Raw genomic sequence first — 13,507 nt, 5'->3', positions numbered from 1 at the left:
TTTCCAAATCAAGTTGAAGATCTGAGCAGGTGAACCTACCAGTAGATCTTACATGCCTTTTGCAGCATCAATGGCTTGCTGACCAACAGGGCCAGCAGCTTCAACAAAGCGGTCCTGAACAGACGCAGTTGCTTCCACCCATTTGGCGCGTTCTTCATCGCTGAGGCGGATCACGTTGATCTTGTCCTTGACGCTTTCAACCAAAGCATCCTCACCAGAGTACACCTGATCACGCAGCTGTTTTTCGACCACGGCTGCCGCATCCAGAATGATTTGCTGGTTTTCAGCAGAAAGGCTCTCGAACAACTCGTTGTTGATCACTGCAACAAACTCAATCGCAAAGTCATAGGAGAGGGTCATGTTCTCCATCACTTCATAAAGTTTGCGGCTGGTTACGCCAGAGGTGCCAGTCATCCCCACATCAACTGCACCTTGCTGATAAGCGAGGAACTGTTTCGACCCGGACATCATAGTAGGTGCACCGCCGAGTGCTTCAACAGTCCAGCCCAAAACTTTGCCGTAGGTACGAACTTTTTCACCTTTGATGTCTTCAGGGGTTCTGATCGGATCACCGTTGTTGAGATAAATGTTACGGCCATAAGCCTGCCACCACAAAACGCGGGCGCCGGTTTCTTCCAGTACGGCTTTATCGAGAATCTCACGCATCGGCGAGCCGTTGGCAGCAGCTGCTCTCAGGTGGTCTTCATCACGGAAGAAGAACGGCAGGTTGACGATTTCAACGGCAGGAACGGAGCCTGCAAAACGGCCAAGAAACGCTGAACCTGCTTCAATCGCGCCAGAACCAACCGCTTCCGGAACTTCTTTGTCCTTAAACAGCTGCGCAGACGGGAACAGCTGAAGACTCAGCTCACCACCCGATTTTTCCTCAATAATTTCCTTGAAGGCATTCCAGTTCTGGCCAAGACTATGGCTTTCAGGCAGCTGTAAAGTAACGCGAATTGTTTCCGCAGCCATTGCGGTCGCGCATGACAAGGAAAGCGCGGCTGCGCCCAGCATTGAAATTAGTTTAACTCTCATTGGTGTCCCTCTCCCAAAACAAATCTTTTGAAATATGTGGTATATTAGAGAGTGTTTTTTGCGGAAGTACAGGCCGTTATTGCTGAGAAAATGTAATTATATTGTCCAGATCTCTCAATTCCAGCTGGCTAGAAAGGCATCTCTTGTCTGCGAGACCTTGCGGCGAACTCCCAGTGACCGTTACGTTCCTGTGACCTCTAACAGGGATCACATCTGACCAATTCCTCTGAAAATCACGTTTCGACTGCCGCAAAACATTTCGGCAAATTCAAACGAAAGGAGCCCGAGTTATAAACATGACGTGCACGGCACAGCTCGCACGACAGCGTTGCTCCCTGCATATTCAGCGGTCTTTGCCCTTGATTTTATGGAGATGAAGCCAGCCTGCGCACGTGCTTATCTAGCGTGTGTTTGCACTGCGCATTGTAACCACCGGAAAGAGTGTGGGCTAATCATGCAGGACTTTCGTCATGGCAAAAGGCGAGGGCATCAATCTGTACCAATCGGAAGCTACCTCATTCAGACATGAGTGAGCCGGCGGGAAGGGCGATTTCGTGGGTAAAGTTATGGTACTGGGCGGCGACGGTTTTTGTGGTTGGCCTACAAGCCTGTTGTTCTCCAGTCTTGGTCATGATGTTGTCATTGTCGATAATCTATCTCACCGCAAGATCGACATTGAGCTTGAGGTTTCCTCTCTCACTCCCATTGAGCCGATCAGCGAGCGTCTGGCAATCTGGGAGGAGTTGACGGGCAAAACCATTCGCTTCGCCAATATCACGCTTGGCACAGACTACGACCGCCTCCTGCACTTACTCAAGCACGAGAAGCCGGATGCAATCATTCACTTTGCAGAACAGCGGGCAGCGCCTTACTCCATGAAATCTTCGTGGCACCGACGCTATACGGTTTCAAACAATCTCAACGCGACTAACGATGTGCTCTCTGCAATTGTTGAAGCGGAACTGGATACGCACCTCGTTCATCTTGGCACCATGGGGGTTTATGGATACAGCACGGTGGGCTGCGAAATTCCCGAGGGATACTTGCGGGTTCATCTGGATGTGAACGGAGATATGCGCGAGCAGGAGATCCTTTATCCCACAAACCCCGGTTCCATCTACCACATGACCAAGTCGCAGGATCAGCTGTTCTTCCAGTTCTACGCCAAGAATTATGGATTGCGGATAACCGATCTGCATCAGGGTATCGTCTGGGGCACACAGACCGAGCAGACCTCACTGGACGAGCGGCTCATCAATCGTTTTGATTATGACGGCGACTACGGCACCGTACTCAACCGCTTCCTCATGCAAGGCGCAATTGGGTATCCGCTGACCGTGCACGGCACAGGCGGCCAGAAGCGGGCTTTCATCCATATTCAGGACACTGTGCGCTGCGTTCAGCTCGCCGTCGAAAATCCACCAGAGCGTGGAGATCGCGTGAAGATCCTCAACCAGATGACAGAGGTTCACCGGGTTCGTGATCTGGCCGAGATGCTCGCCAAAATGGCGAATGTTGAAATTGCTTATCTGGAAAATCCGCGCAAGGAAGCTGCAGAAAACGATCTGATGGTGGCCAATCATAAATTTTTGGAGATGGGACTGGAGCCAATCACGCTGAGTGATCGGTTGCTTGAGGAAGTGACTGATATTGCGAGAAAATACTCTGATCGCTGCGATACGACTAAAATCCCTTGCTTGTCCCTCTGGTAACGTTACGGGGATAGGCCGATGAAAATTGTCATTGTCTCCGATGCCTGGCACCCGCAGATCAACGGGGTGGTTCGTGTTTTAGAGATCACACGCCGCGAGTTATCCGCCCTGGGACATGAGGTTATCCTCATCACGCCCGACCAGTTTCACCAAATGCCACTGCCAACTTATCCGGATATCAAACTGGCATTGTTCCCCTATTACAAGCTTTCCTGCATGCTGCGCGAGCTGAAACCCGATGCATTGCATGTGGTGACCGAAGGGCCGTTAGGTTGGGCCGCTCGCAAATACTGCCGCCGCAATGCGCATCACTTCACCAGTTCATGGCTCTCCAAGTTCCCGGAGTATGCCTCCATGCGTACGGGACTGCCTAAGGCTTGGTTTTACAAGTGGTTGATTACCTTTCACAATCAAGCCACCCACACCATGGTCACTACACAGACCATGTTGGAAACGGCCAATCGTATCGGAATTAAGCGTGCGGTGCGTTGGCGGCGGGGAGTTGAGCTGAAGAAGTTCCGGCCTGTTCCTTCTGATCTGTTTGCAGACCTTCCCAAACCAATAATGCTCTATGTGGGGAGGATTGCACCCGAGAAGAATCTGGAGGCGTTTTTAGGCCTGAACGTGCCGGGAACAAAGATTCTGGTGGGGGATGGGCCGGATCTGGCATCCCTTACAAAGCGGTACCCAGATGCCGTCTTTACTGGGGCAAAAACCGGAGATGATCTGATCAAGGCTTATTGCGGGGCGGATGTGATGGTGTTTCCATCTAAAACCGATACATTCGGCCTCGTTAATCTGGAAGCGATGGCCTGTGGTATCCCCGTCGCAGCCTATCCGGTGACAGGCCCCAAAGACATCATTGGCGATGCGCCGGTTGGGGCAATGGATGAGGATCTCGCAGTTGCAATCCAACGTGCTTTACCAATGAAACCAGAGGATTGCATCGCCCATGCCAAGACATTCTCCTGGGAGCGGGCAACGCAGGACTTTCTGAATAACCTCGTCAGCTTCTCTGCAGAGCAATCTCAGAAAACCAAGGATATCCTCACATCATCCGCTCATACAGATCAAACATGATCCAGAGCGTGCCACCGACCATCAGGAAGATAAGAACGCCAGCAAAACATATGGCAAGTACGTTCTCAATCGGTGTTCTGCTATCTATGCCGAGGAAGTAGTGTAGGTGTACACCGACCTGAACAAGCGCGCATAAAGCGATGATACCGAAGGTCAGTTCAACCGGAAACGCCATGGTCCAGACAATGGCAAACGGAATGAGTGTGAGCGCCAACGCGAGGATAAACCCGGTGATCAGCCTCTTTGCACTGTGAGATTGCGGGTGCATCTTACTCTCCTAAATAAGCCAGCCGGGCATGTAGACGATTGAGAAAATGCCGATCCAAACGATGTCAAGGAAATGCCAGAACATACCGAGGCGGTGGAGGCGGGATTTGACAGGAGAGGTCAGCCCTTTGATGAGAATCTGGAAGATCATCACCATGATCCCGATCATCCCAAGGCTCACATGGGCGCCATGAGTTCCCACCAGCGTGAAGAACGCGGTGAGAAACCCGCTGGTTTGCGGTCCGGCACCGGATTCAATCATGCCAACAAATTCAATCACTTCCAGCGATATAAAACCTAAGCCAAGCACGATGGTGACAATCAACCAGAACACTGCCTGACTTTTATGCTCTCTGACGGAGGCGAGGGAGGCAAAGCCAAACGTTACGCTTGAAAACAACAGGAACATGGTTTCGGCAAAGACGTGTTTGATATCGAACACATCAATCGGCAGAGGCCCGGTCGCGGTGTTTTGGAACATCACAACGTAAGTTGCAAACAAAAGCGAGAAGATGATCGCGTCTGTCATCAGGTAGAGCCAGAAACCCAAGTCCCTGATATCTAACGTCTCTTCTGTCGGTCCGGGAGAACCGGTGGTTTTGGGGCTGTATGTGCTCATGACCAGAAATCCCCCGGTGTTGGTTTGTGCGCTTCCAAAGCTTTGATGCGGGCCTTTTCATGAGCCTCAATCTCGGCAGCGGGGATAATCTCGTAGGTGTGATCTTGCGAACTCCGAGTTATCAAACACGCCAGCACCCCAAGGAAGCCAAGTGCCACCAGCCACCAGATGTACCATGTGACAGCAAAGCCGATGAGGAACCCGAGGCCACCGAGGAAGACACCAATGCCTGTGTTTCGCGGCAAGTGAATGTCCTCGTAGTCTTGCGCAGGGGCATAAGCCACGCCGCGCTGCTTCATGTCCCAGAAGGCATCAATGTCCTGCACGTCCGGGACCTTGGCAAAGTTATACTCGGCAGGTGGTGAAGAGGTTTGCCATTCCAAAGTCCGGGCATTGTATGGGTCACCCGTGATGTCCTTGTTCTTCTCACGGTCGCGAATGCTCACATAAAGCTGCATTCCCTGACAGAAAATACCAATCAACACACTCAGTGCTCCAACCGCTGCAAGGATCAGAAACGGCTGCCACTCAGCCATTTCATAGCGTTCCATTCGGCGAGACATACCCATGAAACCAAGCGCATAGAGAGGCATGAAGGCGAGGTAGAAGCCGATAATCCAGAACCAGAAAGTACGAACACCCCACGCTCTGTCGAGCGTGAAGCCTGTTGCTTTGGGGAACCAGTATTGGAAGCCAGCAAAGTACCCAAAGACCGCGCCGGGGATCAGCACGTTGTGGAAGTGCGCCACAAGGAAGGTGGAGTTATGCATCAAAAAGTCTGCAGGTGGGATTGCCAGTAACACGCCGGAAACACCGCCGAGCACGAAGGTAATCAGAAAACCGATGGTGAATAACATGGCAGGGTGGAAGATGATTCGGCCCTTGTACATGGTGAACACCCAGTCAAAAATCTTCACACCCGTCGGCACAGCGATAATCATGGTCGCAATACCAAAAACAGCGTTCACATTGGGACTGGAACCCATGGTGAAGAAGTGATGCAGCCAAACGGTGAAGGATAGAATGGTAATTACCGCTGTTGCGTAAACCAGTGACCGATATCCAAAAAGCCTTTTTTGAGAGAAGGTTGCAGTCACTTCGGAGAAAACTCCGAATGCGGGTAGTATGAGGATATAAACTTCCGGGTGTCCCCAGATCCAAATCAGATTGGCGTAATTCATCATGTTACCGCCAGCGTCATTGGTGAAGAAGTGAAACCCAAGAATCCGGTCCAATCCGAGCATCGCAGCAACAACTGTCAGTGCCGGAAAAGCGAAAGACATGAGGAGGCTGGTGCATAAAGTGGTCCAGGTGAACAGGGGCATCTGCATCAGGCGCATTTTGGGCGCACGGCACTTTATGATCGTGACAACAAAATTAATCCCCGTCATGGTGCTGCCCACACCGCTGACCAGCAGCGCCCAGATCCAGTAATCAACGCCCACACCCGGACTATACTCAGCGCCGGAATACGGCGGGTAGCCGGTCCACCCAGCCGTCGAAAATTTGCCGATGACAAGGGAAACCATCACCAGCGCAGCACCGGATGCTGTCAGCCACAAACTGATGGAATTCATAAACGGGAAGGCCACATCACGGGCACCGAGCTGCTGAGGCACCACGATATTGATCAGGCCGGTCAGGAACGGCATGGCCATGAAGAAGATCATGATCGTGCCATGTGAACTGAACACCTGATCGAAGTGCTCCGGCGCAAGATAACCATCGTTATTCAACGCAATGGCTTGCTGTGAGCGCATCATCAGCGCATCCACAAAGCCGCGCACCAGCATCACTAAGGCAAGGGCGATATACATGATGCCGATGCGTTTGTGATCGAGGCTCGTCAGCCATTCATTCCAGAAATACCGCCACTTACCGAAATAAGTGACCAGCAGAAAGACAACCAGTCCGCCCAACACGGTTACGGATGCACCACTAAATGCGACGGCGCTGTAAAAGGGGAGGGAATCAAATCCTAATCTTCCTAACATGGTGTATCCCCCTCACAAGCTGGCTGGGTTGTCGCTGGTGGATGTCTGCGCAAGGTGGTCTCTGGCCGTCGGGCATACTTCTTCAAAATCTCCTCATATAGACCGAGTTTGACCCATGAGAAGTACTCCACATCGTGCCCAATGGTCGGCTGCGCCAATTGACCGTAGGTGACCGTGGAAAGTGGTTTGGGTTGAGATTTTGCGTTGGCAACCCACTCATCAAACTCTTCCTGCGTCATGGCAACCGCATCAAAAAACTGCATGGAAAACCCGTCACCGCTATACTGCGTGTTGCGACCACGAAAGCGTCCGGTCTCATTGGCCTGCAGATTCAGCTGACTGGTCATCCCCGCCATGGCATAGATTTGTCCCCCTAATGCGGGGATGAGAAAGGAGTTCATGACGGTGTCAGAGGTCAGTTGCAGGCTGATGGCCTTATCCACGGGGAAGGCAAGCTCATTGACCGAGGCAATGCCAAGCTCCGGATAGATGAAGAGCCACTTCCAATCCTGCGCCACCACTTGCACATTGATGGTGTTTTCCGGCGTCGCGATCTTTTTGTAGGGATCGAGCTTGTAGGAATACGTCCAGACCAGATAGCCAAGCGTGATGATGATGGCCGCGGGAATGGACCAGACAACCACCTCGATAATGCTGGATTTGTGCCAGTCCGGCTTGTATTCACCCGTCCCGCCTTTGGCCCGGTAGCGCCAAATAAACCAGAACACCATAAAATAAACGGGAATAACCACGATCAGCATAATGAAGAAAGCGGTGTAAAGCAGATCCCGTTCGAGTATGGCGATGGGGCCTTTGGGGTCGGCAACAGGAGAGGTCTGCAAGCCACATCCAACTAATACAAGCAGGAGGCCCAGCAGAGTTATTCCCGTTATGAAAGGTTTTGAAATGAAATGTTTCATCGTAATCCCGCGCAGGAGTGGGTGACCTAACGGGGATATTTCAAGGGGGTGAGGATTACAGAATATTTAAGGTCTCTGCCCGAGGGCCTGATACCCATGAGATTTCAGGAACCAATTCTTTGAGGGGAGCACAGAGATGGTTATCAATTACTCCCCCGTCTCTTTCAATTTATCCCCCCGCATTTGCAGGAGCTTTAAGGCCTTCCAGCATTTCTGCCATTTTCGCCTGCACCATGGTCAACGCCTTCAACGGGCGCAGCATGACCTTGAAATCGTCAATCAGGCCGTCCTCGTTCCAATGGATCATATCAACGCCGTTGATGTAGATGCCATCGACCTCTGTTTCGAACTCCAGCACAGCGTTGTCGCCACAATCCAGAATACGCACGTATTTGAAGGTGTTGTTGACGCCCAGCACTTGCGCTGCACCGTAAAGGTACATGACTGTCATCTGCTGTCCGCGTTGCGGCGTGTGCACCACGGGGCTGTAAAACACGCAGTCCTTGGCAATCAAAGCGGACAACTTCGCCAGATCTTTGCCCCCCTCCAGCATATCCAGCCACTTTTGCAACTTCTCAGAATATGGTGTCGACATCGTCTTATCCTCCCCGGTGTCTCTTTTTGTTCTCCTAAAACACAGGCAGGAGAGTCAGAGCCTTCCCAGTCAAACCCATATTGACGTAATGGTCAACCTAACCAGAGGAGACGGGAACAAGTGCACGCTTGTTTGAGGATTTATGAAGAGAAACGCAGATTTTTGCGTGGTTTCCTTAGGGCAGCATTAGCTAGCTAAGTGTTAGAAATATAACAGGAAGTTTTAGTTGCGTGGATTTTGAAAGGTTTATGCGTTTTTTGCGTTATCTGGCGTTTTTTTGTTTTTCACGTTCCAGAGCAGAAAATGAGCAAACACAGTTGTCACGCGATCGATATGTACCGCGGAGAAGCAGCAACACATGCCCGACTCCATCCTCTATAAGCCACCGGCTCCTACGCCTTGCAAGCCACTTCGTGGTCTGCGTCTGTTTCGCGTGTTCTGGGCGCGCAACGTTTTAACGCTGATCCCCGGAGAATTCTTCAACAGCCCGATGGAGAGGATCTATTTTACCCGGCGCCCCTGTTTCCTTGTGAACGCGCCTGATCTGGTCAATGAGGTTCTGGTCGAGAAACGCCTTTCCTTTCCCAAATCCGATGTGATGGTGGATACGCTCAAGCCAGTGATTGGTGAGAGCACCATCCTCGTCAGTGGTCCTAAATGGGAAGAGCAGCGGGAAATGATTGCCCCCGTGTTTTCCCATGTCAGCATTCGTGGTGCGTGCAAGCACGTTCAGAGTGCCTGCACGCAGTTTCTCTCTTTTCTGGATCAAATGTCACAGCTCGGTAAGACCATCAGCTTGCGCGATGAAATGAACCGATTGACAGCCGATATCATCTTCCGCACTATCTTTTCGCATCCGGTTGACAATGATCGGGCACGCATGGTGTTTTCGCTGTCTTCACGTTACCAATCCATCACGACAACATGGGCGCGCAAGATGATCTTGCGCGGAACGCCAGACGCCCCCAAAACTCCCATGCCAAAGGAAGCGGGGCTTCTTCGCAATGAGTTGCGTCTCTTGCTGCGTGAGCTGGTGGAGGAACATACCGCCAATCGATTTGGCCAGCACAATGATATGTGCCAGAGACTGCTTGATGTACGGCACCCCCAAACGGGCCAGCCCCTGAGCAAGGAGCAGCTGGTAGATCATATCGCAACTTTTTTCCTTGCCGGACACGAGACCACATCGGCAATCCTCAACTGGGCATTTTTCATTCTTTCCCAGCGGCCTGATTATTCGGAGCGCATCAGAAGAGAGACCGACAATGTCACCAATGGCGAGAACATCGAATACCGGCATATCTCCAAACTGACGTTCACACGGGATGTCTTCCGCGAGACCATGCGATTGTATCCACCAATCGCGTTCATGACCCGTATGGCAGAAGAGGACAGCACCATAGGCGGTCACAAAATTCCGCGCGGGGCTCTTATCATTATATCACCGTGGATCGTGCATCGGCACAGATCCTATTGGAACAATCCGGACCACTTTGATCCGGACCGGTTTGAACGCGCTGACGACCCCATGACCAGCGCTTTCATACCATTTGGTGTTGGCCCGCGCGTGTGTGCAGGCGCCAGTTTTGCAACGGTACAAGCAATCGTCTTGCTAGCCCGCCTGACACGCTTTTACAGTTTTAAAGTTATGAAGCCTGACGAGGTCTTTCCGGAGTCCGGTATCGCCTTGCGGGCGCGTTCAGAACTCAGATGTAAACTCATCAAACGCCATCATATGGCTCAATAGCAGGTCAAAACCTGCGAATAGCCCGAATCTATCGGGTGGCATCGCTGCCAATTATATGCATCATTCCGTTAGGGTAAGAACTGGGAGGTTGGTATGCGCTGGATTGCTGGGTTGGTTGTTGTCATCATCGGAGCTGCTGCGGGCTACTATTGGTACTCTCTGCCACCGACCTATCCCGGCAAATACATCGTCACCGCAGACCACGTATTGACCATGGACCCGGAACTGCCGCAGGTGCAGGCCGTGCTGGTTCATGACAACGAGATCATGGCCGTTGGTGATGTGCGGGTGTTGGAGGACCTTGCCGATGTTGAGATCATACGCCTCAAAGGCACATTGATCCCGGGCTTGATTGAACCCCATACCCACCCGATTGCAGCAGCGCTGCTGGGCTCAGCTACGGACATCAGCGCTTTTAAATACGACAGCCGCATGCAGATCATGCAGGCCTTGCAGGACTCTGCCGATGATTTCAGCGTAACCCCGTGGGTGCTCGCCTACGGTTGGGATCCGATTGCGATAAGAGACCTGTCTCCGCCGACACTCGCAGAGCTGGACGCCATCTCTCCTGATAAACCTATGCTCATTCTGACCCAGATGATGCACGAGGCCTACGCCAATACAGCTGCGCTGAAAGAAGCCGGTGTTGACCCACGCCGCGGACCAATGCTGAGAGAGCTGGAAGAGATTAACCATGTTGTCTCTGCCATTCCCGCCCCTTCGGATGAGGCGGTCGAGTTGCTGGTGCGCAAGACCTACACAGACTATGCTAAGGCCGGTTACACCACCATTGGCGTGACGGGAGCTGTGGGCCGCCATCCCAATCCTGTCGGTTTGTTGCAGCGTATTGGGCTGGAAGATAATCCACCAGTGCGAACCTATCTTTATCTGACAGAGGATCAGCTTCCCAACTGGCGCTTTGGCGGGGATGACCGGTTCACCATCTTGGGTGCCAAGTTCTGGCTGGATGGGTCTCCGTTTACGGGCGGGGCCGCAACCCATGAGCCCTATGAAGATTCTGAGTTGGTGTTGGAACGTCTAGGCCTGTCTACGGGTCACCAGAGTGACCTCAGCATGAGTGATGCTGAACTGTTGGAGAAATTCCGCGACGTGCACAAACGCAGCGGGCAAGTGGCAATGCACGCGCAGGGAGAACGGGCCATCGATCAGGCATTGATGGCGATTGCAGCCATTCAGGCAGAAGACCCACGCGATGACATTGAGCACCGGCTGGAGCACAACGCGCTCATTACCCACGAACAAATCCTTAGAGCAGCTGATCTGGGCGTGTCTCTTGGTTTCTTTGTCGATCACATCAGCCATTACGGTGATCAGCTGGAAAGTCTGTTTGGCAAAGAGCGGCTGGATCGCTATATGCCTGTGCGTGATGCAAAGGGTGCTGGTGCTGTGGTAACCTTCCATGGGGACCACCCTGCAACGCCCATGAACCCGATGGGAACTGTTGAGACTGCCATGTCCCGCACATCTACCAGTGGCAACACGGTGGTTGGCGCAGATCAGGCTGTTACGCTTGAAGAAGCGTTGCAGGCCATGACAGTCAACGCTGCTCGCCAGCTGGGGCAGGAAGATACGCTCGGAATGATTGCTGTTGGCATGAAGGCCGACTTTACTCTGCTCAATGGCAACCCTCAGGTTATGATGCCGCAGGGCTTGCGCCTGATCCGCCCCGCCATGACGATCCGCAACGGCCAACCGGTGGATACCCGCTTTGTGAGCTGGTTTGATCCGGAACTGGCTATCAAAGCCATCTGGAAAATGCTGATGGGCGACGACAGCGAGCCAACCAGCACATAGGAAGCTCGCCGGTTTAGCCATCCTCTGGTATCTGGCTCAGCCGAAACGAGCAGTCCACTCAGAGTTTCTGTCTCAACCAGTCGAGCGCCTTGGCAGCTGTCTCTGGCCACTGGTCCTCAAACTGGATGTAGTGGCAGGCCCCGTTGACCGCGAGGAAATCCGAGTTTTCGTAGCGCACGGCCATCAATCGCGCGGTGCTTGGCGTCACAGCCTTGTCCTCGGTTCCTGAAACAAAGAGCAAGGGGCAAGAGACCTTGTTCGGGTCAACAAACGTGGTTTGGCGAACGTCATACATCCAGAAGACAAACTCGAAAAGCACCCGCCCGGATTCGGAGCCGAGACGCGCATGGATGTCACGTTGTAAATTGGGCGGCAGTGTGTTGAACCCATACTTCGTCAGAAGCTCGAAATCCTGTTCCAGAGCCTGTTCCCAAAATGCGCCAGCCGAAATGAGCAGCTTGCCAAGATCGCGCTCCCCGTCCGTCGTCGGCAAAATGCCGTTCACAATGCTGCTGTTGAGAAGAACCCCTGCTTTTATGGCACTCTCGGCTGCCAGAAGCTGCGCGATAACCCCGCCGATCGAGTGCCCTACAACAACCGGCGCCTCGCCAATCTCTTCTATGGCTTGCCGGGCATCCTCCACATAATCCGCGATGCTCACTCCAACAAGCTTGGCATCGCGTTCCGATCCGGGTGGCAGGTCATGATGCCGATAGGTAAGGCTGTGACAGACATACCCGGAAGCCTCGAAGGACATGCGGACATTATCCATCGTCCAGGCCGCAGCGTTGGTGCCGGTCAAAAGCAGGACTGGAGGTAAAGAGCTGTTTGGCATCTGAAGCTCCTAAGAAAGGAAGGGGCCAAACGGTGCCCCCACCATAGTTGCTTTATCAGGTCAGGCTCAACGAATTGTAAGCGTCTCGTAAGATGTTATAGGTCCGCTTCGTCAACTGGTTTGAGCCAGAGCGGGCTAACAAACAGCAGCATGCCGCTGCATAGAGCAACGGCTGCTATTTGAAGTCACTAGGGCTTCTTTGTCGATCGCAAAATCTCAGCCATGACCTGTTCGGCAAATACTTCGGGGTTTGCCACCGCAGTGCCTACCCACTCGTCTTTAATAATGATCTTACCTGTCCTTGCGTCGATAACCGTTACTGTGCCAGCCATAGAGGATGCACCAGTACCGAAGAGAACATCATATCCCATGTTGGAAATGAAGAAGCTCCGCACCGTGACATCAACGTTGACGCGTGTCGAGCCATGCAAGTCTTTCAACTTGGTCTTTAAGGCCCTCTTTGTGGCTTTAACGATGATGTCTTTATCGTAGTCTTTGCCCAAGACGTTGTGGAGCCCTTGGTATTTCCAATCGCCAGTCACAGTCAGCTTTGCAACATTTACGCGCGCTGCTTCAATGTCTTTAGCCGTAATGGTTGTTTGGCACGCTGCCAGTGAAAGCCCAACCAGAGCGAGCACCGCTACGTTCCGCAGGTTCTTCAGCTTCTGTGCGAAGCTGTATAATAGTTTGTTTTCATTGAGTTATGACTTCATTGCATCGAGGCCGAAATTGTAATGAGCCATAGTGTCAGCAAAGGCTTACGCCTGAGTGATTTCTCTCGCCTTTCAAAAGCACGATTTTCTGAAAGGCTTTATGTTTTCTTTGGAGGTTCGCGCCTAAGCTTCAACCGTGAGGTGGGCTTTTTCGGGCCGCTCATCATCACGT

At 52.4% G+C, this 13,507-nt stretch carries 12 protein-coding genes; 4 read left to right on the top strand and 8 right to left on the bottom strand.

The annotated features are described in order from the left end of the window. Positions 1–48 precede the first annotated feature (48 nt). The gene (gene dctP / locus PsAD37_RS16735; protein ID WP_063297125.1) at positions 49–1,038 is read right to left on the bottom strand and encodes a TRAP transporter substrate-binding protein DctP; all 990 of its coding nucleotides are present in this window, start codon (positions 1,036–1,038) and stop codon (positions 49–51) included. Between the two features lie 566 nt (positions 1,039–1,604). On the opposite strand from dctP, the gene PsAD37_RS16730 reads away from it, so the two are divergent. Both PsAD37_RS16730 and PsAD37_RS16725 read left to right on the top strand, forming a co-directional pair. Then, positions 1,605–2,750: an NAD-dependent epimerase/dehydratase family protein gene (locus PsAD37_RS16730; protein WP_063297124.1), complete on the top strand. Its 1,146-nt coding sequence runs from the start codon at positions 1,605–1,607 to the stop codon at positions 2,748–2,750. A gap of 18 nt (positions 2,751–2,768) precedes the next feature. Next, positions 2,769–3,830, top strand: coding sequence for a glycosyltransferase family 1 protein (locus tag PsAD37_RS16725; RefSeq protein ID WP_063297123.1), 1,062 nt, complete (start codon positions 2,769–2,771; stop codon positions 3,828–3,830). Here the strand turns inward: PsAD37_RS16725 and cyoD are convergent. The 5 genes from cyoD to PsAD37_RS16700 form a co-directional block, all read right to left on the bottom strand. Next, entirely contained in the window at positions 3,799–4,098 is a 300-nt protein-coding gene (cyoD, locus tag PsAD37_RS16720; protein ID WP_063297122.1) for a cytochrome o ubiquinol oxidase subunit IV, read from the bottom strand. The genes PsAD37_RS16725 and cyoD overlap by 32 nt on opposite strands. Before the next feature lie 9 nt (positions 4,099–4,107). Beyond that, complete coding sequence (gene cyoC / locus PsAD37_RS16715) at positions 4,108–4,716, bottom strand: cytochrome o ubiquinol oxidase subunit III (protein WP_063297121.1); 609 nt, start codon at positions 4,714–4,716, stop codon at positions 4,108–4,110. After that, the gene (gene cyoB, locus PsAD37_RS16710) at positions 4,713–6,710 is read right to left on the bottom strand and encodes a cytochrome o ubiquinol oxidase subunit I (protein WP_063297120.1); all 1,998 of its coding nucleotides are present in this window, start codon (positions 6,708–6,710) and stop codon (positions 4,713–4,715) included. Before cyoB ends, cyoC begins: the two co-directional genes overlap by 4 nt. Continuing rightward, entirely contained in the window at positions 6,704–7,630 is a 927-nt protein-coding gene (cyoA, locus tag PsAD37_RS16705; RefSeq protein WP_208991923.1) for a ubiquinol oxidase subunit II, read from the bottom strand. The genes cyoB and cyoA overlap by 7 nt, the downstream gene beginning before the upstream one ends. Before the next feature lie 169 nt (positions 7,631–7,799). After that, the gene (locus PsAD37_RS16700) at positions 7,800–8,225 is read right to left on the bottom strand and encodes a nuclear transport factor 2 family protein (RefSeq protein ID WP_063297119.1); all 426 of its coding nucleotides are present in this window, start codon (positions 8,223–8,225) and stop codon (positions 7,800–7,802) included. A gap of 358 nt (positions 8,226–8,583) precedes the next feature. Here PsAD37_RS16700 and PsAD37_RS16695 point away from each other — a divergent pair, with 358 nt between their 5' ends. Together PsAD37_RS16695 and PsAD37_RS16690 are read left to right on the top strand one after the other, a co-directional pair. Beyond that, a complete protein-coding gene (locus PsAD37_RS16695; protein WP_063297118.1) occupies positions 8,584–9,972 on the top strand; it encodes a cytochrome P450 in 1,389 nt (462 codons plus the stop codon). A 93-nt stretch (positions 9,973–10,065) separates the two neighbouring features. Next, positions 10,066–11,787, top strand: coding sequence for an amidohydrolase (locus tag PsAD37_RS16690; RefSeq protein ID WP_063297117.1), 1,722 nt, complete (start codon positions 10,066–10,068; stop codon positions 11,785–11,787). A gap of 58 nt (positions 11,788–11,845) precedes the next feature. Here the strand turns inward: PsAD37_RS16690 and PsAD37_RS16685 are convergent, their stop codons facing one another. Continuing rightward, entirely contained in the window at positions 11,846–12,622 is a 777-nt protein-coding gene (locus PsAD37_RS16685) for an alpha/beta hydrolase (protein ID WP_063297116.1), read from the bottom strand. 188 nt (positions 12,623–12,810) lie between these two features. Then, a complete protein-coding gene (locus PsAD37_RS16680) occupies positions 12,811–13,260 on the bottom strand; it encodes a hypothetical protein (protein WP_208991922.1) in 450 nt (149 codons plus the stop codon). Between the last annotated feature and the right edge of the window lie 247 nt (positions 13,261–13,507).

It is taken from the genome of Pseudovibrio sp. Ad37 (assembly GCF_001623075.1).
Taxonomy (GTDB): domain Bacteria; phylum Pseudomonadota; class Alphaproteobacteria; order Rhizobiales; family Stappiaceae; genus Pseudovibrio.
The sequence above is the reverse complement of the archived record's forward strand: the minus strand, read 5'-3'. Positions and strand labels throughout refer to the sequence as shown.

Bases quoted from the DNA above. Each gene is read 5' to 3' on its own strand.
- dctP (WP_063297125.1), bottom strand. From the start codon at position 1,038: ATGAGAGTTAAACTAATTTCAATGCTGGGCGCAGCCGCGCTTTCCTTG.
- PsAD37_RS16730 (WP_063297124.1), top strand. From the start codon at position 1,605: ATGGTACTGGGCGGCGACGGTTTTTGTGGTTGGCCTACAAGCCTGTTG.
- PsAD37_RS16725 (WP_063297123.1), top strand. From the start codon at position 2,769: ATGAAAATTGTCATTGTCTCCGATGCCTGGCACCCGCAGATCAACGGG.
- cyoD (WP_063297122.1), bottom strand. From the start codon at position 4,098: ATGCACCCGCAATCTCACAGTGCAAAGAGGCTGATCACCGGGTTTATC.
- cyoC (WP_063297121.1), bottom strand. From the start codon at position 4,716: ATGAGCACATACAGCCCCAAAACCACCGGTTCTCCCGGACCGACAGAA.
- cyoB (WP_063297120.1), bottom strand. From the start codon at position 6,710: ATGTTAGGAAGATTAGGATTTGATTCCCTCCCCTTTTACAGCGCCGTC.
- cyoA (WP_208991923.1), bottom strand. From the start codon at position 7,630: ATGAAACATTTCATTTCAAAACCTTTCATAACGGGAATAACTCTGCTG.
- PsAD37_RS16700 (WP_063297119.1), bottom strand. From the start codon at position 8,225: ATGTCGACACCATATTCTGAGAAGTTGCAAAAGTGGCTGGATATGCTG.
- PsAD37_RS16695 (WP_063297118.1), top strand. From the start codon at position 8,584: ATGCCCGACTCCATCCTCTATAAGCCACCGGCTCCTACGCCTTGCAAG.
- PsAD37_RS16690 (WP_063297117.1), top strand. From the start codon at position 10,066: ATGCGCTGGATTGCTGGGTTGGTTGTTGTCATCATCGGAGCTGCTGCG.
- PsAD37_RS16685 (WP_063297116.1), bottom strand. From the start codon at position 12,622: ATGCCAAACAGCTCTTTACCTCCAGTCCTGCTTTTGACCGGCACCAAC.